Raw genomic sequence first — 24,093 nt, 5'->3', positions numbered from 1 at the left:
CAATGAAACAAACGGTCTAGGGAGTGAAGAACGGTTTGTCAAAAGCGGATAATATGCTGTCCATACTATGGTTGCTTCGTTCGGGAAAGCGGATGACGGCGCAGCAGCTTGCGGACGATTTGGAGATTCATGTTCGCACCGTATACCGGTGCATTGATTCACTGTGCGCGAGCGGAGCCCCAATTATTGCCGAAGCCGGTCCGAACGGCGGTTACCGGCTTCTCGGTGAATTCGTCGATTCTCCGCTGCTCTTCGATTCCGAAGAGCAGAAGGCGCTCGTACATGCATCCGTCTTCGCACGGGAAGCGGGTTATCCGTTCACGGATGCGCTTTCCCGGGCGGTCGATAAACTGAAGCGATACACGAATGAAGAGCAGCTTGAGCGGATTAATAGACATAGCAGCGGGCTTGCCGTCATCCAGACACCCACGGACGCGAGAGAACTTGAATTGCTTAAGCGGTTAGAGGAGGCTGTAGCCCGGGGAGAATCGCTGAACATGGACTATGCCAAAGGACCTGAGCTTACGCCAAGCCATCGAGTCCTCGACCCCTACGGCATCGTGCATTGGAAGGGACTATGGTACGTTGCAGGGTTTTGCCGGTTGCGGCAAGAGATCCGAAGCTTCCGGGTGGATCGCATCGTCCGTTTGGAGGTGGCGGATACCCGCTTCGAACGTCCAGTTGCCTTTTCCGCGAGGGATTTCCTCTTACATTCTTTATTTCCGGATTCGCTCGAAGCTGAGACGCTAGTCATCGTAAGGCTTCAGGGACACGAACATGCGCTTAACGAGCTATGCAAGCATTGGCTGTTCGGTCATGCGCTGATCGAACGCAGGCAGCCCGGCGAAGCTCTTTTTAAGCTGGGAGAACTGTCGCTGCAAACCTATGTACCGTACTTTCTTCTTCCATACGGGAAGTCTCTCAAGATACTTGAGCCGCAAATACTAATCAATCGAATGGCTGAGGTCAGCCTCGAAATGTTTAAGCACTACGAAGCTATGCAAGTAAAATCAGAGGATAAGAAGGGATGAAGAGTGGATATGAACAAATTTGCGATGTACGGAAAATTGACAGCCAGCCCCGGGAAACGGGATGAACTTATTCTAATATTGTTGGAAGCTTCGCGTAGCTTGAAGGATATGGCGGGCTGTGAGCTCTATATTATCAATGAATCCGCAGATGACCCCGATACGATCTGGGTCACTGAGCTGTGGAGCGATGCAGAGGCTCATGCCGGCTCTCTCAAGAACGAAGAAGTGCTGGCCGTCATTCAACGCGCACGTCCTTTAATCGCAGGCGCAGAACAGGTTAGACTCCGTCCCGTTGGCGGGAAGGGGTTAGACGTATAAAGAGGCCGAATTCAAACTACACGATAAGACTTTGTCTCCAAATGCCTTAATATCCTCTAAGTAGTCGTACCCTGGTGGATTTGGACCTGTTTGATTGTACATTCTAACCGCGACTATCCGATGTTCAGGAATAACCAAACAGGCACAGCCAGTTAGTCCTAGTATTTGATAGGACCCGGGCGGGAGTGTATTTCCTATTTCAGAAATAGCTCTAGGCTTATCCTGAATCCACCAAGCGAAGCCATTCCTAGGCAATGTATCATCAAGATTTGCTGGGCTCTGATTACTTGTAGCTTGTTCTATAACCTCTTTCGGAACAATCTGGCGTCCATTGACAAGTCCACGATTCAAGTGAAGGTAACCCCAATAAGCCAATTCACGGGCACTTACAAAAAGATTGGCTTCTCCCCCTTGGTCATCAGCATATTCTTCATTTAACCATACTAAATTGGCTTCTCTATTCTTACACCAACCTGTCTCAATGAAATTGCAGGGTTTGAAAACGTATTGTTGCATGACCTCTGACAGGGGCGTTTCAAATAACTTCTGTATTAATCTAATCAGCATATTGATTCCTACATTGTTATAGTTCCAACTCGTACCCGGCGGAAAAAGTTTTTCATGATTATTTTTAAGTCCATGAGTATGTGTTAATAAATGTCTTATTCTAACTCCTTGGACAGCGGCTAGGTTTAGATCCTCTAAGTAATCTGAAATATAATCATCCATGCTTGAAAGCTTATTTTGGTATAAGGCCAAACTGACCGCAAAGCCAATGTATGATTTTCTTACGGAAGCAACATTAAACCGGGTTGAGGGCATTACAGATTGTATCTTTGAATTAAGCTCATATGAGCCAAAGTAGCTTTCATTAACAATGGTGTCATTATGGATGATAAGTGTAGCGGCTGCGGAACAGGAAATCAGGTCCTTAGCTCTAATTACATGGTCAGTAAGCGCCAAATACTTATCCTTACTGGTATGTACTACTTCTTTTTGTAAGAACATATTCTCGGTTCACCTCTGTTTATAATAAACATGCCGGTATAGAATATATAAATCATACTACAAAGAGCTAAGCCTGGAGTGATTCGAACATGATGAATTTATATGGAGCGGAGCATCACTTGATGGTGGTGTCCGATTCGATTGATGCGGAAGAGCACCGTCATTCTTTTGTACAGGTGACGATCTCGTTAACAGGCGAATTTGACATTGAGGTAGCGGGGCTAAGCTTGCGTTGTCCAGGGATCATTATCAATTCGGGCGTCGTTCACCGGTTAAAAGAAGCAGGACATCCGCTAATGCTTCTTCTGATCGACAGCACCTCTGACATGGCTGCGAGCTTTAAGCGGGTTCTGGAGGGGCAGCAGTATCATGTGTTCCCGCATGAAGTGATGAGGAGTATCCGTGCATTGGTGCAAAAGGAGTACGCCGGCGTTAAGGACCCGGACAGCTATCGTTCTTTTCTGGGACAACTTATGAGGCTATTAGGTGTAGAGCAGGTGAAACCCACTATTGTTGATCCGAGAATCAGAGAGCTTATTCAGCTCCTCAAAGATTGCACCGACTCCGAACACTCCGTCAGTCATTACGCCCGGCAGTTAGGTTTATCCAACAGCAGATTGTCGCATCTTTTCAAAGAAAATACAGGTATTTCGCTTAGCGGGTACATGGTGCTGCACAAGCTGGAGAAAGCAATCTATTTCATTTTTGCGGGTCATAGCGTTACGGATGCGGCGATGGCTGCAGGCTTTGACAGCCCGTCCCACTTAGCTGCTACCAGCAGGCAGTTGCTGGGCATGACGGCGAAGGATATCCGTAAAGATAGCGTCTTTTTAAAAGTTTCCAGCCTGCATTAACCTTACAATGGGTGCAGGAGGTGTGTTCCATGAGTGCATACTTGAAGGAAACGGAATTGCTGAACTATTCTCACCCGTTGATCCAGCAAATTGTTCACAGCCGCCGGTGGGATTCGATGTCCAGGAAGGAACAGATTCTCGGCATCTATAACTACGTTCGTGACGAAATCCGATTCGGCTACAACCGGGCGGACGATATTCCGGCCTCGGAAGTCTTGCAGGATGGCTACGGCCAGTGTAATACAAAGGGAGTGCTGTTTATGGCGTTGCTCCGGGCTGTGGGCGTGTCATGCCGTATACATGGATTTGCTATTGATAAGAAGCTGCAAAAGGGGGCCATGAAAGGCTGGTATTACCAGCTCTCCCCCCGGGAGATCATTCATAGCTGGGTTGAAGTGCTATATGAGGATAAGTGGTTGAATATTGAAGGATTCATACTGGACGTTCCTTATTTGACCAAGCTTCAGCAAAAATTCGAACAATGTACGGGTTCCTTCTGCGGATATGGCGCTGCAACAGATAATTTTCAAAATCCGCAAATTTATTGGAATGAAAATGATACCTACGTGCAAAAAGAAGGAATCGTTCAGGATTTCGGGATCTACGACAGCCCTGATGCCTTCTTCTCCGCTCATCCGCAAGGGCTTAGTCCGGTTAAGAAAATAGTCTACACCAAGGTGGTCCGGCATCTGATGAACCGGAATGTTGATCACATCAGGCAGGGGTAGGATGAAGTAGCCGATCCATACCGGCACAAGAGGACATTTTAATAAAGAGATTATGTAGGTAGAAGGCCAAAACGGGGCATCCAGAAGGCAGTTATCACTGGCTTTTTGGACAGCCCCTTTCCTGTGCCGCTCTCTGTTTTTCATGATGAACCCTAACCTTGTTGCTGCTTGTCTGCGGGAATCCACAATTCCATATAGCTTGCTCCAGGGGTGCTTTCGTAATATAGTTCCGGTACATAGAGCATGTTGATCATGCCGTGCTTTTTTAGCCACAGGTCGCTGTAGTTGAGCGCTTTGTAGAGAGCGGAAGTTACCAATTCCTCGAAACTCTCCGCCTCGAAGCCAAAAACCACATATTCCCTGTCTGGCAGCTGCCATATCTTGAACTCCCCGGGGTCTGCATCCGGCAACGCCTCTGCTCCGGCAAAATAGGTGAAATTGCCGCTGGGAGCATCCCCCATAAAGGCTACCCCCAACTCCCGGCCTGCAGGAAGCCGGTTTATGCTGCCCTTACGCTCGTGAAATTGTCTCCACACCTCTCCAGGCACGTCTACCCCGGTAGCTTCTCCAAGAGGCATTTGGCCATCAATGGGAGCATAGTTGCTCAAACCAATAAACATGATAGGTTGCTCCAACGTTCTCCGGTTAATCTCCAGAATCAGACCATCGCTAATCAACGGCACTCCTTCATCGATCATCGTGTTGCTCAGACTCAAATCCGGTTTGATAAACTGATTCAGCCTTACCGGATGGTCTCGGTACTGCTCAGGCGTCATGCCGTAGGCCTCTTTGAAAGCTCGGGTGAAGCCCTCATGGCTACCAAATCCCCACTCCAAAGCCACGTCCAGAATACGGTTTTCCTTGCAGCTCAGTGCTTCGCAGGCATTTGCCAGACGCCGGTAGCGGATGTACTCCCGGACTGGCTTCTTCACTAGACGAGAGAACAACCTTTGGTAATAAAATGGGGATAAAGCGGCAATGGCGGCCAAACCATCGATCTCCTGGTTTTCGCTGATGCGTTCTTCCATATAATCTAACGTTTTTTGAATGGCTTCCCATGCGTACATATGGATGCACCTCCTTGCCTTCAAGCATAGCACAGGTACAGAAGAGCGAACTTGACGGATTCTGCCCTTTTTGGACAATCTGCCAATATTTCAATAGGTTGACTAAAATGCTACTGACATTACCCTGTCAGTAGCGTTGTTTAATTGACCCTCCCTCTTTTTTCTTAGCCTACATGCGCCACAGCCCGAACCTCTACCCACTGTTCCGGAAATGCCAGGTAAGTCACCCCGATCATGCTCCCCGCCGGCCGATGCTCTCCGACATACTTTTTGAACAGTTCGATCGCGGTTTCCCCGTGCTCCTGCGCATTCGTCAGATACAGCTCCACGTAAGCCAGATTATCCTTTGTCGCTCCGAACTCTTGTAGCACGGTATCCAAATTCTTCAGCGTCTGCGTCATCTGTGCCTGAATATCGCCTGCTCCGACGAAGTTGCCCTCTGCATTATGGGAGAACTGTCCTGAGATATACAGCGTGTTGTCGACAAGGTACCCCTGCGAAATCCCGTGATCCCAGAGGTTATGGTTGTACGTTCGAATGGTTGTCATTGCTTTAGCCCCTTTACTTCAAAGTAAAGCTATTATAGACTGAGCAGAAATAAAGGGATAGTACGCACAAACAAGTGGGCTACTATCCGAAAGGATAGCGTGAACATGGGCATTTCTGATCTGAAGGGCAAGGAGACGGTGATCCAAGACACACCATTCGGTTATACGATGTCGGTGATCGGCGGTAAGTGGAAGATGGCAATTCTGTATCTGCTGTCCGCCAAACCGTCGATTCGATTCAACGAAATGCAGAGACAGCTCGGAGCGGTGACGTACAAGGTGCTCAGCGCGCAGCTTAAGGAATTGGAGGCTGATGGACTGGTGAAGCGTGTGGAGTATCCGCAGATTCCGCCCAAAGTGGAGTATTTGCTGACACCGAAAGGGCAGACACTGCTACCTGTATTGGAGCAGCTATGTGAGTGGGGAGCACAGAACCGGTGAGGTCCACGGTGGTTTGTACTCAGACGTTCTTCAAGAAAAGGCCATCCCCGCCATTGGAGTAGTAACGAATTGCTTTCCCTTTTTCTTCGGCATATTCAATCTCTCTTTTTGTACTACTTCCAATGTAACCATTCACATCTATCACGAATATTTCATCAGAAAGATCGATTTTTCTAAAATGGAGATTTCCAAGGAGTTCAGCTTGTTTCTCAGTGATTTCAAATCCTTCACTTTGCTCAAAGAAGGCGAGGCTAATTACAATATTTCCTTGAAGTGTTAGGAATGCATTGGCCTGTTCGAATGCCTCTTTAAACTTTGTAGAGCCACATAAAGTTATTATTTTCATGATTATTTCCTTTCATAATTTCTTGGTTAATGTATTCGTTCCATATAGTCATTATCCTTCAAAACATTTCAATCACTTCATAATGGAGGTCTTAATATGGCGTTCCCAACGCATATTGTGTCGGCAGGCGGAATTGTTGAAGATGGGAAGGGAAACATCCTTTTAGTAAAAGCCCATGATGATGGATGGGTATATCCTGGCGGGATAACTGAAATCGGAGAGAACCTTATGGATGGCCTGATACGAGAAATCAAGGAGGAAAGTGGAATAGATGCTACTGTCAGCCATTTGATCAATGTGATTTCAAATACAGCGGTTCATAAGTGGCATGATGGCGTAACTGATGTTCCAACAAAGGTAATGTTTGATTTTGTGTGCAAAGTTGTGGGTGGAGAGTTAGCAACTTCTGATGAAACTAGTGATTGCAGATGGGTGGCCAGGGAGAATGTTCTGGATTTCATTACCCTGCCAGCCATCCGCTTACGATATGAAGCTTATTTGAAGTTTGACGGCTCAGTGAATTACATAGAGTATGCTACTACAACAACGTCCGAATGTAGCGTCAAGCTACAAAGAGAGGTATGAAGCCTAAAAAGAGCCGCCACTTTGATGTTAGTGCAGGCTCTTTTACAGCTACTATTTAAATATTATCTTTCAAGAAAAATGCTGGGCGATATTAGTTAAATACTCTTCTTCAGCCGTATTTTTTTTCATCTGAATGAGCATCTTTGCATCATCTCCAACGATATACCGGAATTGATTTGTACCGTCTGTGGCCGCTTGGTATATGGTTTCGGCAACGATTTCTGGAGGCGAGGCGTATGCCGGCTGTTTTTCCATCTCACCCAATTTAGCGCGAAACGCACCAGTAAATAGCTTGTAGTCTGTTAAATCATCATTATAAAAGAATTCCATGGATCTTCCACCAAAGTCCGTATGAATAGCACCGGGTTCAATCAACTTCACTTTGATGTTTTGTGATGCTAATTCATAAGATACGGACTCAGAAAAACCCTCTACTGCAAACTTGGACGAATGATACAGAGACATCGTAGGGAAGGTCACTCTCCCACCCATAGAAGAGATGTTGATCAGCATCCCTTTTTGATTCGACCGGAAATGTGGCAGCATGGCTTTAGTCATACGGATTAGACCGAAAACATTCACTTCAAACTGTCTTCTAATCTGCTCCTCCGTAGCGGCTTCTATCAGACCCATTGTTCCATATCCAGCATTATTGAGAAGAACATCAATAGTACCGAACCGATCAATCGCTTCTGCTAACGCAGTTTGAATAGTATCTGCTTGTTCAACATCAAGCCTTAGTACCAACACATTATCCAGTGTAATAAACTCAGTTTCTTGTTCAGGTGAACGCATCGTGGCTACTACGTTCCATCCATTTTCAGCAAAATGCTTTGCTGTAGCTCTCCCGATGCCTGATGAAGCTCCCGTGATAAAAATTGTGTTCATATCCATTCCTCCTAAAAGTTTTGTTCTTGAACTAACTTCTCCAGGCTTACCAATCCCTCGGCTATGGTTGTAAGTTTAGCTTTGTATTCTTCTATCCCGATTTGGATGCAAATGATCTGCGCTGGATGCATTTCATCTTTATAAAGCGAATATTGCTCAAGTAATTGATCTAATTTGTGGTTTGATGCCTCTTGGGCTTCCTTCAACCATACAATCACCTTGTCATATCCGACGAATTCACCGAAATAAAGCCTCATCATAAAATCAGATTTCCTGATGCTGTCTCCTTCTAGCGGGGCTAGTAAATAGGTGTTAAAACACTCTCTGCCTTTAGGCGTTATATTTAAAAGGTTTTTGTTAGGCTTACCGTCCTGAAGCACATTTTCCTTAGTGATCAACCCCTCCTTTTCCATTCGGGTAAGTGTGGGATAGATTGTTCCATAACTGGAACTATAGAAATTAGAGAATACATTTTCTAACAGCTGTTTGATTTGGTATCCAGTCAACGCTTCTTTCATAAGTATGCCTAAAATAACATCTTGACTGTTCACAATTTGACCTCCTTGTAGTTTGGGGTGAGTTAATATATCAATTCGATATATATTGTGTCAATATATGTTGATCTGATGCATGGATCTGTTTTTGGGTAAAAAAAAATTTACGCCAGTAAATATGGCGCAAACTTCTTTGCCGCTTCTTGGTTGTAGTGAATAACTGAGTGCTCTTATCTTAAATCCTCAACAAAATAACAAATGTTCTTATTAGGGTAATACAGAACAACCAACCTGTCAGATTCATAATTGAAATCTTGCCACGAGTAAACTCCATTAAAATCTGGCGTTTTATCTTCAGGAACATCTAAAGGCTGTAATGTGTTCTCCACATATTTTTGAATATCTCTTTCATTATCCTGAAGAGTATCCCCGGAATAGTTTACAATCCTCTTTCGTCCGCCGGTTGACTTTAATATTGAAGACAATTGTTTTTCTTTCGTTCTAAAAATAGTATAACGCAATCCCTCCCCGCGAAATCCCCCTTGATTTGTATATTGATCAAGTTCCTTGAATTTGGAAGGCAATTGCAGCTGCCAATTTCGCTCATATTGCCTTTTGTGCGAGAAGTCGGTTTTGGCTTCATTCCATAGATATGCCGGAAGCGCAATAGCAATGACAACAACAAGAACCACGAAAGCATTGATGACTTTCATTTTCTCCTCCAGAGGCTTTTTTAGATTTATCGATCATCTTGCACTGTTTTCAATTATTTTCTATTATTTATAATATATTAACACAAAGCGGAAAGGTTAGTGATTACTGCCTATGATTATTGCGGTCGATGTATATTATGAAGAGAATCAAGCAAAATCGGTGGGGGTTATCTTTCAGGGTTGGGAAGACTCTGCACCGCTCGACGTTATCGTTTCTTATACAGAGAATCCTCGGGCATACGAACCTGGTTCTTTCTACAAACGGGAGCTTCCCTGCATACGGGAACTGCTGAAACTTACGGATACAAACCAAATACACACTATTGTGGTGGACGGCTACGTGTACTTAGACCAAGAGAGGAAGCCGGGGCTCGGACATTATGTTTACACAGATTTTTCAGGGAGAATTCCAGTGATCGGTGTTGCCAAAAATGCCTTTCATGATAACGACAATGAGGCGTTGGTTAAAAAGATTTGCCGGGGCACCAGCGCTAAGCCTCTCTATATCACGTCTATTGGCATAGAGCCAGACACCGCTGCCCGGCACATCCAGAGAATGCACGGAGAATATCGGTTCCCCTATCTGCTGAAATTGCTGGATAAGCATACGAAAGAAGCCCGGGGATAATTACTGGATCGAATTAAACTTGAAAAAGCGAAGCTTGCCGAGACTCATCCCACACCATCACCTTCTAATAAGGAGTAGAAATTATCGCGGTCTTCATCATCAAATTTGCCAAGCGACTGTACCCTGACTATTACATATGGAGAATAACATTCTAAAATAAGTCATCTAAAGAATTACAGCTTTCCTGCCAATGATTTGATTTGAAGTAATATCGAAGCCGGGAGGTGTGTCGTGGGATCTATTTTTAAGAGCAGAGCAACTGAAGAAGAATACTATCTATGCTACGATAAGAGTTTAAATAGGTTTGGATTAGAGGGGACGTCATATTATATCTCGACATCATTTGGAGATACTTATGTACTATGCTTTGGTGATCCGAGTAAGAAACCATTGATTCTCCTTCATGGAATGACAATGAGTAGTACGATGTGGTATCCCAATATGAAGCAGCTGATTCAAGAGCGTTGCGTTTATGCTGTGGATATTGTGGGAGATTTCGGTAGGAGTAAACCTACTGTTGCTATAAAAAATCGGAAAGCCGCTAACCAGTGGCTTCTTGAAGTTTTGGACGCAATGCAGTTTAACAAGGTAGATTTAGCGGGTCATTCAATGGGTGGCTTCTTATCTTTAAATTTTGCACTTGATTATCCGGGACGCGTGTCGAAGCTGTTGCTTTTTGCCCCTGCTGGAACTTTCTATAAAATAAGTTTTAAATTTTTTGCGAAAATTTACCCCACATTATTGTTTCACACAGAAAAGTGGATCGACAATGCTTTTTTGTGGTTTTCAGGTAAAGGAGAGCCTCTACACCCCGTATTTCGTGCTCAAGTCATTAGCGGTTACCGCCATGCGAAACCACTTCTGCAGGTGATGCCCTCAGTATTTGCTAAAGAGGAATTCCAAAATTTCAATATTCCAACTCTGCTCCTTATAGGAGATAAAGAAGTAATATACCCGGCTGAGAAGGCAATAGCAAATGCTAAGCGATTAATTCCTAATCTCGAGACCCATATCATTGAAGGGGCAAGTCATTCCCTGACTATGGAGCATGCAGACGTTGTGAACGAAAAAGCAATTCTCTTCTTGCGTAAAGAAGAAGGGTAAAACGTTTCAGCTATCGCGAAAAGCTATGACCAATCATGCTTTTTTCATATAACCTGAATTTCTTGCCCTCATGCTATACTCAGTACACTAAAAAGTTGTAAGGAGATGTAGCGATGATACCCTTTCGCAATGATCATGTAGGCAGCTTCCTGCGTCCTGCGAACTTAAGCCAGGCGCGTGAACAATATAAAGCAGGCAACATCACATATGAGGCATTAAGAGCGGTGGAAGATCAAGAGATTATCCGGATTATTGAGCAGCAGAAGGAGAATGGCGTATTCGCCGTGACGGATGGGGAATTCCGCAGAAGCTGGTGGCATTTCGACTTTCTGGGCGGCCTAGACGGCGTGGAGCTGTATGAGGAGATCGACGGACCTAAGTTCCATAATATGCAGACCCGCAAGGGTGGTATTCGTGTGGTCGGTAAAGTGGATTTCTCGAGCCATCCCTTTGTGGAGCATTTTGAGTTTTTGCTGAAGCATGCAGGTGACGCCGTAGCGAAGCAAACCATTCCAAGTCCCAACATGCTGATCTACCGGCTGGAGCCGGGGGCCAATAGTTATAGCGATCGGGAGCAATTCCTTCAGGATACGATTGCGGCGTATCAAAAAGCCATTCAAGCCTTCTATGATGCGGGATGCAGGTACCTGCAACTGGATGATACAGCATGGGCAGACCTGTTCTCAGAAGCGGGGCACAATAAGCTGCGCGCGAAAGGTCTGGAACCGGCGGAAGAGCTGTTAACGATGCAGCGGATGATCAACGAAACTTTGGCTCATAAACCGGAAGATTTGGTTGTGACGATGCATATTTGCCGGGGGAACTATAAATCCAACTACTTCTCCACCGGCGGTTATGATTACGCTTCTGAGGTCATTTTTGGCGGCTTAGACGTAGATGGCTTATTCCTTGAATTTGATGATGAGCGTTCAGGCAGCTTCGAGCCCTTGAAATATGTGAACCGGCCGGATTTGAAAATCGTGCTGGGTCTGCTCACCTCCAAAACTGGCGAGTTGGAAGATAAAGAGCACATTAAAGCCCGGATTGCCGAAGCAGCAACCTATGTGCCCCTTGAGCAGCTCTGCTTGAGCCCGCAATGCGGGTTCTCCTCTACAGAGGAAGGCAATATTCTGACGGAAGAGCAACAGTGGCGTAAGCTTCGTTATGTGAAGGGAATTGCCGATGAAGTGTGGGAGGCAGACCAAGAGACCGTTATCGTGGAAGCCTTCATTAATGGTCACCATGTACCGTCCCTTTCGCAGTCAGCCAAAGAGAATCCGGCGAGCCCGGCGGAAATCGTAGGCTATTTCCCTGTCACCACGAAGGAACAAGCGGCTCAGGCGATTGAAGCGGCGGCGGAGGCTTTTAAAATATGGAAGAAGACCCCGATTGATGAACGTATCACTCGGATGCGCAAGGCGATAGAGAAGATTAGAGCAGCGGAGAATGAAATTGTCCATCTGCTGTCCAGAGAGCATGGCAAGCCCCTGTATGATGCCCATGGTGAGATTTATGTCTCGTTAATGTGGATGGAGTTCGCTTGTAATGAGGCTGCATCCGTTCTACAGGAAGAGGTCCAGGAGCATGACCATGGTACAACCATTCTGTCCTATGATCCAATGGGTGTGGTGGCAGCGATCAGTCCATGGAACTATCCGATTGCTCTATCTACGATCAAAATCGCTCCTGCCTTACTTGCGGGCAATACGATTGTGCTCAAACCGAGTCCATTTGCACCGCTGGCGGCGGCGAAGGTGGCAGAGCTGATCGCGGGTGAGTTCCCGGCGGGTGTCATCAATGTCGTTCATGGGGCTGCAGATGTGGGCGTTGAGCTGACTAGTAATCCTCTTGTCGCCAAAATCGCCTTCACAGGCGGAACCGCAACCGCCAAGCACATCATCAAAGCGGCTGCGGAAACGATTAAGGACATGACGCTGGAGCTTGGCGGCAATGATGCGGCGATCTTCCTGGATAGCTTTGATGTTCAAGATGAGCGGGCGATGCGCCGGATTGTCATTTCTAATTTCCTGACCACAGGTCAGATCTGTATGATCGCCAAGCGTGTATATGTACACCGTTCTATCTATGATGCTTTTGTTGAAAAATATATCGAGGCGGCCAACCGCTGGATTCGCATTGGTGATCCCTTCGATGCCCATACGACGGTAGGTCCGGTGAATAACCTGAAGCAGAAGAATTACGTGCAGAGTCTGATTGAGGATGCGCAGAAGCGCGGGGCCAAGATCATTCCTCTCGGCCAAATTCTCGACCAGCAGCGGTTTGAACAAGGTTATTACCTGCAGCCCACGCTCGTTCTGGACTGCGATTACCATGATCCGATAGTGGTGGAGGAGCAGTTCGGTCCTACTGTTCCGATTCTGCCCTTCGATGATGTAGAGCAAGTCATTCATCTGCATAATGAGAGCATCTATGGATTGACGAGCTCGGTGTGGGGACGGGAAGAGGATGCCATCTTGGTCGCACGTCAGCTCGAAGCGGGAACGACCATGATCAATACGGCTGCTGTGCAGGGGCTCGATGTCCGGTTCCCGTTCGGTGGCTTCAAGCAGTCCGGTATCGGCCGTGAATACGGCGCCGAAGGCATCCGTACGTATACAGAGCTGCATGTGATCAATGTTCCGAAGACACTGGATCTTCCTTATATCCCAGAGTAAAAATAAAAACCGTCAGGGATTCTTGATTCCCATGACGGTTTTTGTTATCTACGCGATTCAGACCTCGGCTTCTCCAAGCGGCTACGTTCACGCATAGCGTTAATTTGCCTTGCATGTCTTTCGTCCCGGCGGCCTTGTCTCGTTCGGAGCTGGCTCAGCATAACGAGCAGGCCCAGGGTGCCGAGTACATAAGAGACGATGGGATTTACTTCATTCCACAGGTTGACCCCGGCCAGAAGTAATACTGCGCCAATGATGGTGGCAATCAACCGCTGTGTATTTTTGTTCTGCGTCTCGATTAATTTTTGCTCGAGGGAGCTCGCCAGCTTGACCCTTAAACCTCCGCTATCCATTTTATCGATGGCCGACATGAACTTCTTGGTCGTTGGAAGGATGTCTTTGAGCATATTCTTGCCATCCTCCACAACTTTGGAGATGACACTTCCCCGCAGATCCCTCCGCACCACCTGTTCTACATAAGGCTTAACCGTCCCGACCAGATCAAGCTCAGGGTCCAGTCCGGTACAGAGGCCGTACACGGTGCCTATAGCTTTGCCCAGGAATGTGGTATTGGCAGGTAACTGAAAAGGCTGGGAGTAGAGGAAATTGCGTAATTCCTCCACATTGTCGCCTGAGGTCACAAAACTCAGATCAAACGTATCCCCGTTGATTTGTTCGAATAATAACGTAAGATTCCTGGAGAAGACCTCCAGATCGACATTCCGTCTTAAAAATCTCAACTTGTTCAGGGCATCGATGGCGCCGTGGGCGTCTTTCAGATATACGGCCAGCAGAAGGGCTACCATCTGGGTCTTCATATCCTTCGGAATCCGCCCGACCATTCCAAAATCAATCAAAGCGATGGTGCCGTCAGGCTGCACGAGCACATTGCCGGGGTGGGGGTCAGCGTGAAAAAGCCCGTTCAATAGAATCTGTTCCACGAACATTTCGATCAGCGATGTCGCAAGTCTGGTCCGGTCCACCCCCCAAGCCTCGAGCTTGGCGAAATCATTGATTTTGACACCCTCCATAAACTCCATGGTCAGCACCTGCGAGGTAGTACATGACCAATGAATGTGCGGAATCACGACATCCTTCCGGTGGGCTAACTGCTGCTTGAACTCTTCGGCATTACGCCCTTCTTGCTGATAGTCGAGCTCCTCCATAATGGTGTCATGAAACTCATCATACACGGCATCAAGGTCCATGAAGTCTGTAATCATCTTCTGGCGCTTCAATAACGAAATTGCGACCTGAATGGACTTCCAATCAATCGCGATAATGTCCTCTACACCGGGCCGCATCACCTTCACGGCCACTTGCTCACCTGTCCGCAAGGTGGCCCGGTGGACCTGTCCGAAGGAAGCTGCTGCAATAGGAGTCGCGCTGAACTCAGCATACATCTCGCTTATGGATCCTCCGAGTTCACGCTCTATCTTCTGCTGGATCTCGGAGAAATCTACGAATTCTACAGAATCCTGCAGCTTGGATAATTCCTCGATCACTTCCTTCGGTAACATATCCACCTGTGCACTCACATGCTGCCCAAGCTTGATAATCAGCCCGCCCATATCCATAGCAGTTGTCGTGAAATACGCTGCCTGCTTGCGGTATAGGGCCTGTTGCTTGGCTGCAAAGCGCCGCCGTGACATCAAGTACTTCACCTTGCCCAGCCACCAGAAATCCCAGGCGAACTTGAAAATCATCTGCATGGTTCTTCTGAACCTTGCATCCTTCAATAATTTCAGGAATTCGCTCATACTTGTTCATCTACCACAGAGTTATTATGCTGCATCCCAAATCTCTCCTTCTAATCATCCATGTGCCTAATTGTATGATATTTCATACCAGACAGATATACAATTACAGGCTTGGACGGCTAGGCGTTTGGGCAGCAGCCCGGTGGACGTAATACCGTTGCATCCATCATTTAACATGCCGGGTTAATGCCCAGAAGATTAGAGCCGTAGCACTAACTATTGCACCGAGCAGGCACACTCCATTCCAGCCCGCATAAGCGTAGATACTGGTGGATGCGATTGATCCGGTGGCGCTGCCGATCGAATAGAAGACCATATAACCGGCAGTAAGCCTGCTGCGGGCTTCCGGGCGCAGATTAAGGATCATGCTCTGGTTGGTGACGTGTACGGCTTGTACGGCCAGGTCAAGAAAGATAATCCCGATGACTAACGCGAGCAGCGAATGAGGAGTATAACTGATTGGCAGCCATGAGATGAGCAACAGAATCAACGCCACGCCGGTGGTCTTTTGCCCTAAACCCCGATCAGCTAGACGGCCTGCCCGCGCTGCTGCTAAGGCTCCAGTAACTCCGGCGAGACCAAACGCTCCAATTGCAGTATGGGACAGGGACAGCGGCGGAGCGCTAAGAGGCAGAACCAGGGAAGTCCACAATATACTGAAGGCAGCGAAAATCAGCAGGCATAGCACAGCACGGATTCGCAGCAGCCGTTCTTGCGCGAATAGCGTGAATAGCGAACGGAGAAGCTGCGGGTAGGATAAGGATTCTCTCCGGGGCTCAGATTGCGGCAGCACCCTGAACAATACACCTGCCATGATTAACGTGAGTCCCGCCGAGACAAGGTAGACTGAACGCCAACCTGCCAGATCCGTTAACACGCCGGCGAACGTCCGCGCCAGTAGAATCCCAATGACAATTCCGCTGGTCACCATACCGACTGTGCGCCCGCGTTCAGCCGGGGCAGACAAGGTGGCTGCGAATGCAACAAGCGTCTGTGTCACTACCGCAAGCAGTCCGACCGCAGCAATGCCTATGAATAACACCATGCTGGTAGGGGCAGTACCCACAACAATCAAAGCCAGCACGGATATCAGCATCTGCCCGGTAATCAGCCAGCGCCGATTAAGCAGATCGCCCAGCGGCACCAGCAAGAGTAGTCCAAGGGCATAACAAATCTGAGTCACTGTAATCACGATGCCGACGGAAGAATGCGTAATCCCGAACTCGCTGGAGATCGCGTCCAGCAAGGGCTGGGCGTAATAGATGTTAGCGACCGCCAGTCCGCAGGTGATGGCAAACAGAAGTGCAACCTTATGTGACATTAAAGATACAGATACTGGTTCTGCTGTTACGTCATTGAATTTCGGTTCTTTCACAAAGTCCGCCAAACTTAACGCCTCCTTAGATATCACGGTTTAATAACATACCGATAGGTATGTAATAATTCCTGATAAATATAACGCCAAGCAAAATCAACTGTCAAGGTGGAACTGGGGTGGGAGATATGTAGAATAGTCTGATTGACAGGAGGATCTTCGCCAAATACAATCGTAATATACCATTCGATATGAAAAGAGGGGAGTTCTATGGCCCGACCGCGCGAATTTGATCAAAATAAGGCACTTGAGGCAGCGATGTATGTGTTTTGGGAAAAAGGGTTCGAAGCGGCCTCCTTAAGCGACTTAACCGCAAGAATGGGCATTCAGCGTCCAAGCCTATACTCTGCCTTTGGAGATAAAAAAGGATTATTTGAAGCTGCCTTGCGAAAATATACGAGTTCCCACGCTGCCTATGTCCGTAACAGTCTGCACAAGCATTCTTCGGTGAAAGAAGCGTTCCTTAGCTTTTTTGAAGATGTGGTGTCCAAAGAATATGAGAAAAGCCCGAGCACGGGATGCTTCTGCATCAATTCAATGGTGGAGCTGGCTCCCCATGATGAGAAGTTCGAGATTCTGACCAGAGAACATCAGATGTACCTCTCGGTCATCTTCCAGGAAACGCTTGAACGGGGCATGCAGTCAGGGGAGCTGGATGCAGGGATAAATGCCAAGAATCTGGCGCAGACGCTGGTCATTTCGTTAATAGGACTTACCGTGTTCCTGAAGTCCCGTCCAGACAGGGTAGTGATTGATAACTTTGTGAAACAGATACTTACTTTAGTACCCATATCTTAATCAAAAGAGGGAAGGTGATTGCTATCTTTATGGAATCCAGCAAGGAGAGGGAGCTCTCCTTCGATATCCGCAGAACAGTGATCTTAGGAGCTTATATCCGGGAGTGGAAGATGCCGGAATACAGGGTTATCTTGAGCAAACCTGAAACAGCCGTACATGTTGAGGTTTTCTATTTTCCGGCTGATGATGAGAATGCGGTGGCGAGGTTCGCAACAGTCGGGTTATCCGCGACTCACCGCCCGAATGGACAAGCTGTGGGTACGGAGTGGGTGATGGCTCTGACCTCTGACTTAGGCGGGGAGTCTGTGGACCGGATATTTACCTATCTCTGTGATCTTATCGCCCATCATATAGAGAGCGCAGGTGATTCACGGATACCTAGAGTGATGGAAGAGAGTCCGCTTGCCCCTGCTAACTGGACAACCACTGCTTTTCTGCTGGATGAGCTGAGGGGGGAAAGTGAAGAGCTGGAGGAGATTCAGGTCGGGCGCGAGAGGGCTGAGATCCTATGGGCGCTACCAGTCACGGCGCAGGAGGCTGCATTAATTTTACATGAAGGCGTGGAGGCCTTTGATTCCTACATCGAAGAGATCGAGCATTCCATTATTGATCCGCGGCGGCCATTGGGAAATGCTCACTAACCATGCTAAACTAATGATATCTATCACCAAAGACAGGACGGAAGAGATACAATGGGAAGAAAACAGTCTTTTACAGAGACAGAGCTGCTGGACACAACCAAACAATTGGTGCTTGAGCATGGATATGACGGATTTCATCTCAAGCTGCTTTCACAGCATCTGTCAGGAGCCAGAAGCACTATCTATCAGTATTATGCGAATAAGGAAGAGATTGTGGCGGCTTGTATGAAGCGCGTAATGGCAGCAGTAGTAGACAAGGCATTAGCCATTGATGAGGCTGACCCGATGGATGCCCTTGAACAGCTGCTGCTCATTTACGTGGAGGAGTCTGCGTTACATCAGCTTTTGGGAAATGCGAGTAAAATTAACACAGCTAATTCTGCTGCGGCGGCGAGAGATCTCGAATATATTGAGGCAGGACATCAGACACTTAAAATTCAATTATCCCGCTTATTCGAACGCGCTCAGCAGAATCAAGACCTGCGGCAGGATATCCCACTTCCTGTACTTATTGGTGTGTTCTTCAACCTGATTGATACGCCTAATATGCTGAATATCCCTACTCCCGCTTGGGGTAAGCTGCTGTTTCAAATGTGGATTGGAGGGGCCAAGAGCTAGTAGTAGTCTTGAGTCCAATTTGACACTCGTGTCATATATATTGTTTAATTAAAGGGTCAGATGCAATGGCGGCATAAATTCGACACTTGTGTCAAAAAAATATGAAGGAGTGGGAAGAGGAATGTTTTTAGCAATGAAAGAATTGATGCACAGTAAAATGAGATTTTTAATGATCATCATCATTTTCGTGCTCCTAGCCTGGCTGGTATTTATCTTATCAGGCTTAGGGAATGGTCTATCTACGCTGGCTGCGTCAACCTTTAAGACGATGAAGGCAGACTATGTCATTTTCGAGGAAGGGTCGCAGTCTTCAATGAGCAAGTCGCTGCTGTCTGATCAATTATTGGCGGAAGTAGAGCTGCTGCCTAACGTGAGTGGCGCTGCACCTATGGGAACTAGCATGGCAACAGCCATGAAGGCAAACAGCACCAAGAATGAAGACAAGCTGGATATCGCGATTATAGGAATTAACCCGGGAAGCTTCCTGGAACCGTCTGTCGTGGAAGGGAAAGGCCTATCTGTTGAGAATCCTAAGGGTGTGATCGTGAATTCGACCATGAAGGACGAGGGCTATGGCGTTGGGGACACTTTTCAATTAGACGGCACGACGGAATCATTGACGATTATAGGATTTGTGGAGAATCAGACCTATAACCACGTTGCCTCCGTATTCACTCCAATGGCCGAATGGCGGAAGATTGCCTTCGCAGCTCCTGGTTCCGATAAAGGCGTTGCCGGGCCCGTTAATGCGATTATGCTGCAAGGCAAGGATATCGATCCGGGCGCTATGAATAGCGAGCTAACGGGAACGGACACGGTTACCCGGTCGGCAGCAGTACAGGGAATGCCAGGGTACAAAGAAGAGAACGGAACGATTCTAATGATGCTGGCTTTTCTGCTTGCAATCGCCGCCTTCGTGCTTGGGGTATTCTTTTACGTAATGACGATGCAAAAAACGAACCAGTTCGGCATTATGAAAGCTATAGGTGCCAGTAACAGATTCTTAAGCAAAGCTATTGTATCGCAAGTATTGGTGCTATCGCTGACCAGTATTGTAGTCGGAGTCTTACTGACTTATGGAACAGCGGCCATTATGCCGAAGGGTATGCCGTTCAAGCTGGAGACTTCTCTTGTCGTGACATATTCTGTGATCCTGCTGGTTATCGCTATGTTAAGTTCGCTGGTATCGGTTCGAAAGATTACTAAGATTGATCCGCTCAAGGCGCTCGGGAGGGCTGAATAATGACAATGACTAAGGGATTACACATGAGTGAAGTCACCAAGTATTATACCGAAGGAAGCAACCGGATTGCAGCACTCGATCATGTGTCTATATCCGTGGAGCCGGGTGAGTTCGTTGCTGTCGTCGGACCGTCGGGTTCAGGGAAAAGCACATTCTTGTCTATTGCCGGAGCACTGCTGAAGGCTTCAGAAGGGGAGGCTAAGCTGAATGGACATGCTATTGCTAAGCTTACGGCACAGGAACTTGCGGATCTAAGGCTGAAAGAAGTCGGATTCATTATGCAATCATCAAATCTGGTTCCTTATCTAAGTGTACTGGACCAATTGCTCATCGTAAAAAAAATGTCAGGGAAGGTGAACAAAGAAGACAAAGCCTTCGCCGTTAAATTGCTGGAAGAGCTGGGCCTGGGCTCGAAGCTGAACAGCTTCCCGGAGGAGCTGTCAGGCGGTGAGAAGCAGCGGACAGCAATTGCCCGTGCGCTTATCAATAATCCCGGCATCATTCTGGCAGATGAACCGACAGCAAGTCTTGATACCAAGCGTGCCCATGAAGTGGTCTCCCTGATTGCCCATGAGGTGAGAACACGCCGCAAAGCAGCGATTATGGTCACACATGATGAGCGCATGCTTGAATATTGCGATAAGGTGTACCGGATGCAGGACGGGAGGTTAACTGTAGCAGGTGCTGAGGAAGCAGGCTGAGGAAGGTGAAGATCTGGAGGAGATTCAGATCGGAGACGAGGTCATCCGCATCCTCCGGTGGTACCATTCACGGCGCATGAAATTTCATTGAGCATCTATCCGAGATCCCGCTGGATCATATGGAGATTTCGGAATGTTAGTGTTGCTGGTCAGTTTCCGGTTCATGGACACGTTCTGCGCCGTATAATTGGTTCAGATGCTCGATATGCGTGACTCCCCAATCGTTCATGGCCTGCATAATGCCTGATAAGCTTCGTCCATATTCCGTGATGGAATACTCCACCTTCGGCGGGATCTGGTGGTAAATCTCACGGTGGACAATATTGTGGTATTCCAGCTCACGCAATTGTTGTGTGAGCATTTTTTTGGTGATCTCAGGAATGGCCCGCTGCAATTCGCTGAATCTCATGGTTCCGTTAGAGAACAGGCGCAGCAGAATGACAGGCTTCCATTTCCCCACGAAGATTTCTAATGCGGACTCGAATTTACAGTAGGTCATGCCGCTGCCCCCTTGATTCACGTAAGGTATCTTTTAGGTAACTAGGTTTAGTTAAAGTGTCTACTTTTCATGTGAAACCCTTCATATTATTATGCAGCTAAGGCTTCTGTAGCGCAAGAAGAACCGCCTTCCCGGGTGGATGGAGCGCGGATGGCGCTTGCGTGAACATATGAGAGGGAGTGACATTGTATATGAATATTGTGCTATGGGTCTTACAAATTGTTCTAGGCGCGGGGTTCTTGTATTCAGGCTGGCTGAAGGCCTTTCAGTTGGACTCGGCCCGGGCGGCCTGGAACTGGGTGAATGATGTTCCGCAGGGGGTGGTTATGGGCATCGGCATCGCTGAATTGCTGGGTGTTTTAGGGTTGATTTTACCGATGGCACTCCGAATACTACCGCAGCTCACTCCGCTCGCCGCTATGGGTCTGGCTGCCGCCGCATGTTCCGGGTTGGTCTTCCATCTACTGCGGGGCGAATCTAATGTATGGATCAACATCATCTTTATAGTGCTGGCGGCCATCATTGCTGCCGGTCGTTTCCGGCTCTTGCAGGGAGGCTAAGCCCCGTCCCTTGACCATGCTGGGTGGAATTATTACACTTTTCATAAAAGGTATGGGGGAGGGTAATTCTCTTAGGGCCGCTCCAGGCTATCAGCTATCATTATTAATGATACTCACCTTCTCTTCTAATCATTTTACCTAACTGCTGTAACAGCCTACACTTTGTATGAAGCTACTACAGCGTAACAGGAGGTTATGAAGATGAAGGCAATTACACTTGGACCACAGGGTCTGCAATATATGGAGCATCCGGACAAGCATCCTGAACAGGGGCAGGTCAAGGTAAGGCTAAAGACAGCCGGACTGAATCACCGGGATTTATTCATTATCGAAGGCGTGCCTGGTCCGGTTCATCCTTGCGTGCTGGGTTCAGACGGGGCGGGCGTTATCGAAGAGACAGGTGAGGGGGTAAGCGGCTTGGCTCAGGGGATGGAAGTCATCATTAATCCATGTCTCGGCTGGGATCGGGCAGACGAGGTGCCTGTGGTTCCTGATATATTGGGATACCCTGCAGACGGGACTTTTGCGGAATATGTCATTGTGCCTGAGCAGAATGTTATGCCTAAACCAGCATATCTCTCCTGGGAGGAAGCGGGGGTGTTACCCTTAGCGGCACTCACTGCGTACCGGGCGTTATTTACCAGAGGGAACCTGAAGCGGGGCGAGCATGTGCTGATTCCGGGGATTGGCGGCGGGGTGGCTACGTTTGCTGCGCTTATGGCGGCAGCGGCTGGGGCGCAGGTTACGGTCACGTCCAGAAGTGAAGCGAAGCGTGCAGAGGCTCTGCAATTACCGGTTACACGGGTTATAGACAGCACCAGCCGTTGGCGGGAAGAACTCCAGCACCACCCTGTAGACCTGATCCTGGATAGCGTGGGTCCAGCTACATTCGATCAATACTTCGAGGTCATCAAGCCTAACGGGAGAATCGCCATGTTCGGCGCAAGCTCAGGCGATGATCTCACCATTCCGGCCAGAGCGATATTCTTCCCGCAGCTTCAGCTGCTTGGAACCTCCATGGGCAGCCATGAAGAATTCACCGCGATGCTAGAGTTCATGGAGCAGCATCAGATACACCCTATCATGGATAGCGTGTATTCTTTAGCGGAGACTCCGCTTGCCCTTCAGCGGATGGAGCGCGCGGAGCAGCTTGGAAATATTGCCCTGAGAATAGGCTAAGGGTAGGGGGCAGGACAAGCAAACGCTACTGACTCGGCCCGATAGCCTTACGCCAGCCGAATGTGATCGTTTTTTCGATTAGATTAAAAACGCTACTGACATAACGTTGTCAGTAGCGTTTTTTTATCATTGGACATGTAAACATTCAGGAAAGGGTGATCGCTTATGAATTTCGCTTCGATACGTATCATTACTGACGACATTGATCGTCTGGTTGAATTCTATGAGCAAGTGACGGGGATGACAGCAGAACGGCCTGCCCCTGTATTTGCCGAATTCGTAATGCCCACATGTACCCTGGCCATCGGCCACTCCAGTACAGCACAGCTATTCGGTGCTGATTCTGTAGTGGCGGCCAGTAACCGCACGGTCATTATGGAGTTCCGCGTCGATGCTGTCGATGCTGAATATGCGCGACTTAAGCCGCTTATCGGGGACTGGGTACAGGAGCCGACGACGATGCCGTGGGGGAACCGCTCGATGCTGTTCCGTGATCCCGACGGCAACCTGGTGAACCTCTTTCAGCCAGTGACGGAGGATGCGGTGAAACGGTTTGAGGGCAGGCAATGAAGGGCCAGTCCGCGCGGCAGAAGCGAAATAGAAATCACAAAAAAGCTGGAAGGCTCCTTGGGGAACCTCCAGCCCTTTTTGTGCATAAAACCATGTTTAGTTCCCGAAACTCTTAAGCCACGATTTTAATCCCTCGCTCATAATTTCATATTCGCTCTGTGCATTACCTGGATGCAGTTCGATTCCCCCGGACGGGCCCAGTATCACCATGTCTACACGGGTCTGGTCCTTAAAAGAAATCGTCCCGGTGTTGCTCGCTCCGAATGAATTCCCTGCATCAAAAGGTCTAAGCTCAGCAGCCTGTATCATTTGGATCATTCTATCCGTTTCTTCTTCGCTTAATACGGTGGGGTTAATCATGCCGATGCTGATTTCCTGTACCTGCCCCGAGTTCAGCTTCTCTTTGAACTGCTCAGACCAGCGGCGCTCTGCGTTTCCTGAGGAGCAGCTGGATACCATCAGGATGAAACCGGCGATCACCAGGACCACACCGGTTACCCGTTCCGCCCCTAAGGCCAGCCCGCTAGGCTCCGCATTTTTGAACCTCCAGCCCAGCCGTAGATACCATGCTATCTTAGGCCAAATGGCTATAACCAATCCAATAACTATGATTACAGCACCCAAAAATCCAGACAAATCAATCACATCCCATGTCGGTTAATTCATATTTACTACGGGAAACTATTCGTTCAGATTTCTTTTATAGAAATTCTTTACAATA

The 24,093-nt window shown here is 47.8% G+C and carries 28 protein-coding genes and 1 pseudogene; 18 read left to right on the top strand and 11 right to left on the bottom strand.

All coding sequences use genetic code 11. The features are described 5' to 3' along the window. Positions 1 to 35: 35 nt before the first annotated feature. Both MKZ07_RS22865 and MKZ07_RS22860 read left to right on the top strand, forming a co-directional pair. Positions 36 to 1,031: a helix-turn-helix transcriptional regulator gene (locus tag MKZ07_RS22865; RefSeq protein ID WP_341027657.1), complete on the top strand. Its 996-nt coding sequence runs from the start codon at positions 36 to 38 to the stop codon at positions 1,029 to 1,031. Between the two features lie 9 nt (positions 1,032 to 1,040). After that, positions 1,041 to 1,349, top strand: coding sequence for a putative quinol monooxygenase (locus MKZ07_RS22860; RefSeq protein WP_076156531.1), 309 nt, complete (start codon positions 1,041 to 1,043; stop codon positions 1,347 to 1,349). Here the strand turns inward: MKZ07_RS22860 and MKZ07_RS22855 are convergent. Then, on the bottom strand, positions 1,338 to 2,357 hold the full coding sequence (locus tag MKZ07_RS22855; RefSeq protein ID WP_076156195.1) for a serine hydrolase domain-containing protein: 1,020 nt from the start codon (positions 2,355 to 2,357) through the stop codon (positions 1,338 to 1,340). The two genes, MKZ07_RS22860 and MKZ07_RS22855, sit on opposite strands and share 12 nt — an antisense overlap. An 89-nt stretch (positions 2,358 to 2,446) precedes the next feature. On the opposite strand from MKZ07_RS22855, the gene MKZ07_RS22850 reads away from it, so the two are divergent. After that, the gene (locus tag MKZ07_RS22850) at positions 2,447 to 3,211 is read left to right on the top strand and encodes an AraC family transcriptional regulator (protein WP_341027655.1); all 765 of its coding nucleotides are present in this window, start codon (positions 2,447 to 2,449) and stop codon (positions 3,209 to 3,211) included. 29 nt (positions 3,212 to 3,240) lie between these two features. Further along, positions 3,241 to 3,939: a transglutaminase-like domain-containing protein gene (locus MKZ07_RS22845; protein WP_076156200.1), complete on the top strand. Its 699-nt coding sequence runs from the start codon at positions 3,241 to 3,243 to the stop codon at positions 3,937 to 3,939. Between the two features lie 152 nt (positions 3,940 to 4,091). Here the strand turns inward: MKZ07_RS22845 and MKZ07_RS22840 are convergent, their stop codons facing one another. Next, complete coding sequence (locus MKZ07_RS22840; protein ID WP_036699944.1) at positions 4,092 to 5,006, bottom strand: AraC family transcriptional regulator; 915 nt, start codon at positions 5,004 to 5,006, stop codon at positions 4,092 to 4,094. 164 nt (positions 5,007 to 5,170) lie between these two features. Further along, entirely contained in the window at positions 5,171 to 5,554 is a 384-nt protein-coding gene (locus tag MKZ07_RS22835; protein WP_036699942.1) for a RidA family protein, read from the bottom strand. 105 nt (positions 5,555 to 5,659) lie between these two features. Between MKZ07_RS22835 and MKZ07_RS22830 the strand changes: the two genes are divergently transcribed. Continuing rightward, the gene (locus MKZ07_RS22830) at positions 5,660 to 5,995 is read left to right on the top strand and encodes a winged helix-turn-helix transcriptional regulator (protein WP_036699940.1); all 336 of its coding nucleotides are present in this window, start codon (positions 5,660 to 5,662) and stop codon (positions 5,993 to 5,995) included. Positions 5,996 to 6,014: 19 nt separating this feature from the next. Here MKZ07_RS22830 and MKZ07_RS22825 read toward each other — a convergent pair whose 3' ends face one another. After that, positions 6,015 to 6,341: a hypothetical protein gene (locus MKZ07_RS22825; RefSeq protein WP_036699938.1), complete on the bottom strand. Its 327-nt coding sequence runs from the start codon at positions 6,339 to 6,341 to the stop codon at positions 6,015 to 6,017. Between the two features lie 96 nt (positions 6,342 to 6,437). Here MKZ07_RS22825 and MKZ07_RS22820 point away from each other — a divergent pair, with 96 nt between their 5' ends. Then, positions 6,438 to 6,926, top strand: coding sequence for an NUDIX hydrolase (locus tag MKZ07_RS22820; RefSeq protein ID WP_036699937.1), 489 nt, complete (start codon positions 6,438 to 6,440; stop codon positions 6,924 to 6,926). 69 nt (positions 6,927 to 6,995) lie between these two features. Here the strand turns inward: MKZ07_RS22820 and MKZ07_RS22815 are convergent, their stop codons facing one another. The 3 genes from MKZ07_RS22815 to MKZ07_RS22805 form a co-directional block, all read right to left on the bottom strand. After that, on the bottom strand, positions 6,996 to 7,814 hold the full coding sequence (locus MKZ07_RS22815) for an SDR family oxidoreductase (protein ID WP_076156202.1): 819 nt from the start codon (positions 7,812 to 7,814) through the stop codon (positions 6,996 to 6,998). Positions 7,815 to 7,825: 11 nt separating this feature from the next. Then, positions 7,826 to 8,365, bottom strand: coding sequence for a PadR family transcriptional regulator (locus MKZ07_RS22810; protein WP_076156205.1), 540 nt, complete (start codon positions 8,363 to 8,365; stop codon positions 7,826 to 7,828). A 173-nt stretch (positions 8,366 to 8,538) separates the two neighbouring features. Continuing rightward, positions 8,539 to 9,021 carry a hypothetical protein gene (locus tag MKZ07_RS22805; RefSeq protein ID WP_036691486.1) on the bottom strand — a complete coding sequence of 161 codons (483 nt, stop codon included), beginning with the start codon at positions 9,019 to 9,021 and terminating at the stop codon, positions 8,539 to 8,541. 112 nt (positions 9,022 to 9,133) lie between these two features. On the opposite strand from MKZ07_RS22805, the gene MKZ07_RS22800 reads away from it, so the two are divergent. From MKZ07_RS22800 to MKZ07_RS22785, 4 genes and pseudogenes are all read left to right on the top strand, one after another. Continuing rightward, a complete protein-coding gene (locus MKZ07_RS22800; protein WP_036691488.1) occupies positions 9,134 to 9,649 on the top strand; it encodes an endonuclease V in 516 nt (171 codons plus the stop codon). Between the two features lie 231 nt (positions 9,650 to 9,880). After that, the gene (locus MKZ07_RS22795; protein ID WP_341027645.1) at positions 9,881 to 10,753 is read left to right on the top strand and encodes an alpha/beta fold hydrolase; all 873 of its coding nucleotides are present in this window, start codon (positions 9,881 to 9,883) and stop codon (positions 10,751 to 10,753) included. 113 nt (positions 10,754 to 10,866) lie between these two features. After that, a pseudogene (locus MKZ07_RS22790) lies at positions 10,867 to 11,949 on the top strand (5-methyltetrahydropteroyltriglutamate--homocysteine S-methyltransferase); the annotation flags it as partial. Next, positions 11,941 to 13,428, top strand: a complete 1,488-nt coding sequence (locus MKZ07_RS22785; RefSeq protein ID WP_036691720.1) for an aldehyde dehydrogenase family protein — start codon at positions 11,941 to 11,943, stop codon at positions 13,426 to 13,428. The pseudogene MKZ07_RS22790 and the gene MKZ07_RS22785, both read left to right, overlap by 9 nt. 44 nt (positions 13,429 to 13,472) lie before the next feature. On the opposite strand, the gene MKZ07_RS22780 is transcribed toward MKZ07_RS22785, so the two are convergent. Both MKZ07_RS22780 and MKZ07_RS22775 read right to left on the bottom strand, forming a co-directional pair. Next, positions 13,473 to 15,188 (bottom strand): ABC1 kinase family protein, encoded by a 1,716-nt coding sequence (locus tag MKZ07_RS22780; RefSeq protein WP_051493219.1) that lies wholly within the window; start codon positions 15,186 to 15,188, stop codon positions 13,473 to 13,475. 166 nt (positions 15,189 to 15,354) lie between these two features. Beyond that, positions 15,355 to 16,509 (bottom strand): MFS transporter, encoded by a 1,155-nt coding sequence (locus tag MKZ07_RS22775; protein WP_341028086.1) that lies wholly within the window; start codon positions 16,507 to 16,509, stop codon positions 15,355 to 15,357. Between the two features lie 264 nt (positions 16,510 to 16,773). Between MKZ07_RS22775 and MKZ07_RS22770 the strand changes: the two genes are divergently transcribed. The 5 genes from MKZ07_RS22770 (at position 16,774) to MKZ07_RS22750 (ending at position 20,564) form a co-directional block, all read left to right on the top strand. Then, positions 16,774 to 17,361 (top strand): TetR/AcrR family transcriptional regulator, encoded by a 588-nt coding sequence (locus tag MKZ07_RS22770; RefSeq protein WP_341027644.1) that lies wholly within the window; start codon positions 16,774 to 16,776, stop codon positions 17,359 to 17,361. Positions 17,362 to 17,390: 29 nt separating this feature from the next. Then, positions 17,391 to 18,002, top strand: a complete 612-nt coding sequence (locus tag MKZ07_RS22765) for a suppressor of fused domain protein (RefSeq protein WP_341027642.1) — start codon at positions 17,391 to 17,393, stop codon at positions 18,000 to 18,002. A gap of 51 nt (positions 18,003 to 18,053) precedes the next feature. Then, positions 18,054 to 18,620, top strand: a complete 567-nt coding sequence (locus MKZ07_RS22760; protein WP_036691506.1) for a TetR/AcrR family transcriptional regulator — start codon at positions 18,054 to 18,056, stop codon at positions 18,618 to 18,620. 121 nt (positions 18,621 to 18,741) lie between these two features. Continuing rightward, a complete protein-coding gene (locus tag MKZ07_RS22755) occupies positions 18,742 to 19,863 on the top strand; it encodes an ABC transporter permease (protein ID WP_341027640.1) in 1,122 nt (373 codons plus the stop codon). A gap of 5 nt (positions 19,864 to 19,868) precedes the next feature. Beyond that, on the top strand, positions 19,869 to 20,564 hold the full coding sequence (locus MKZ07_RS22750; protein WP_036691726.1) for an ABC transporter ATP-binding protein: 696 nt from the start codon (positions 19,869 to 19,871) through the stop codon (positions 20,562 to 20,564). A 136-nt stretch (positions 20,565 to 20,700) separates the two neighbouring features. Here MKZ07_RS22750 and MKZ07_RS22745 read toward each other — a convergent pair whose 3' ends face one another. Further along, positions 20,701 to 21,063 carry a winged helix-turn-helix transcriptional regulator gene (locus MKZ07_RS22745; protein ID WP_341027639.1) on the bottom strand — a complete coding sequence of 121 codons (363 nt, stop codon included), beginning with the start codon at positions 21,061 to 21,063 and terminating at the stop codon, positions 20,701 to 20,703. A gap of 191 nt (positions 21,064 to 21,254) precedes the next feature. Here MKZ07_RS22745 and MKZ07_RS22740 point away from each other — a divergent pair, with 191 nt between their 5' ends. From MKZ07_RS22740 to MKZ07_RS22730, 3 genes are all read left to right on the top strand, one after another. After that, complete coding sequence (locus tag MKZ07_RS22740; protein WP_341027637.1) at positions 21,255 to 21,623, top strand: DoxX family protein; 369 nt, start codon at positions 21,255 to 21,257, stop codon at positions 21,621 to 21,623. A gap of 201 nt (positions 21,624 to 21,824) precedes the next feature. Continuing rightward, positions 21,825 to 22,802 (top strand): zinc-binding dehydrogenase, encoded by a 978-nt coding sequence (locus MKZ07_RS22735; RefSeq protein ID WP_341027635.1) that lies wholly within the window; start codon positions 21,825 to 21,827, stop codon positions 22,800 to 22,802. Between the two features lie 165 nt (positions 22,803 to 22,967). Next, the gene (locus tag MKZ07_RS22730; RefSeq protein ID WP_341027634.1) at positions 22,968 to 23,372 is read left to right on the top strand and encodes a VOC family protein; all 405 of its coding nucleotides are present in this window, start codon (positions 22,968 to 22,970) and stop codon (positions 23,370 to 23,372) included. A 96-nt stretch (positions 23,373 to 23,468) separates the two neighbouring features. Here MKZ07_RS22730 and MKZ07_RS22725 read toward each other — a convergent pair whose 3' ends face one another. Further along, positions 23,469 to 24,008, bottom strand: coding sequence for a DUF6199 family natural product biosynthesis protein (locus MKZ07_RS22725; RefSeq protein WP_341027633.1), 540 nt, complete (start codon positions 24,006 to 24,008; stop codon positions 23,469 to 23,471). Positions 24,009 to 24,093: the final 85 nt, after the last annotated feature.

Source organism: Paenibacillus sp. FSL P4-0338, from assembly GCF_038002365.1.
GTDB lineage: Bacteria > Bacillota > Bacilli > Paenibacillales > Paenibacillaceae > Paenibacillus_AQ.
This window is presented reverse-complemented; position numbering and strand designations above follow the sequence as displayed.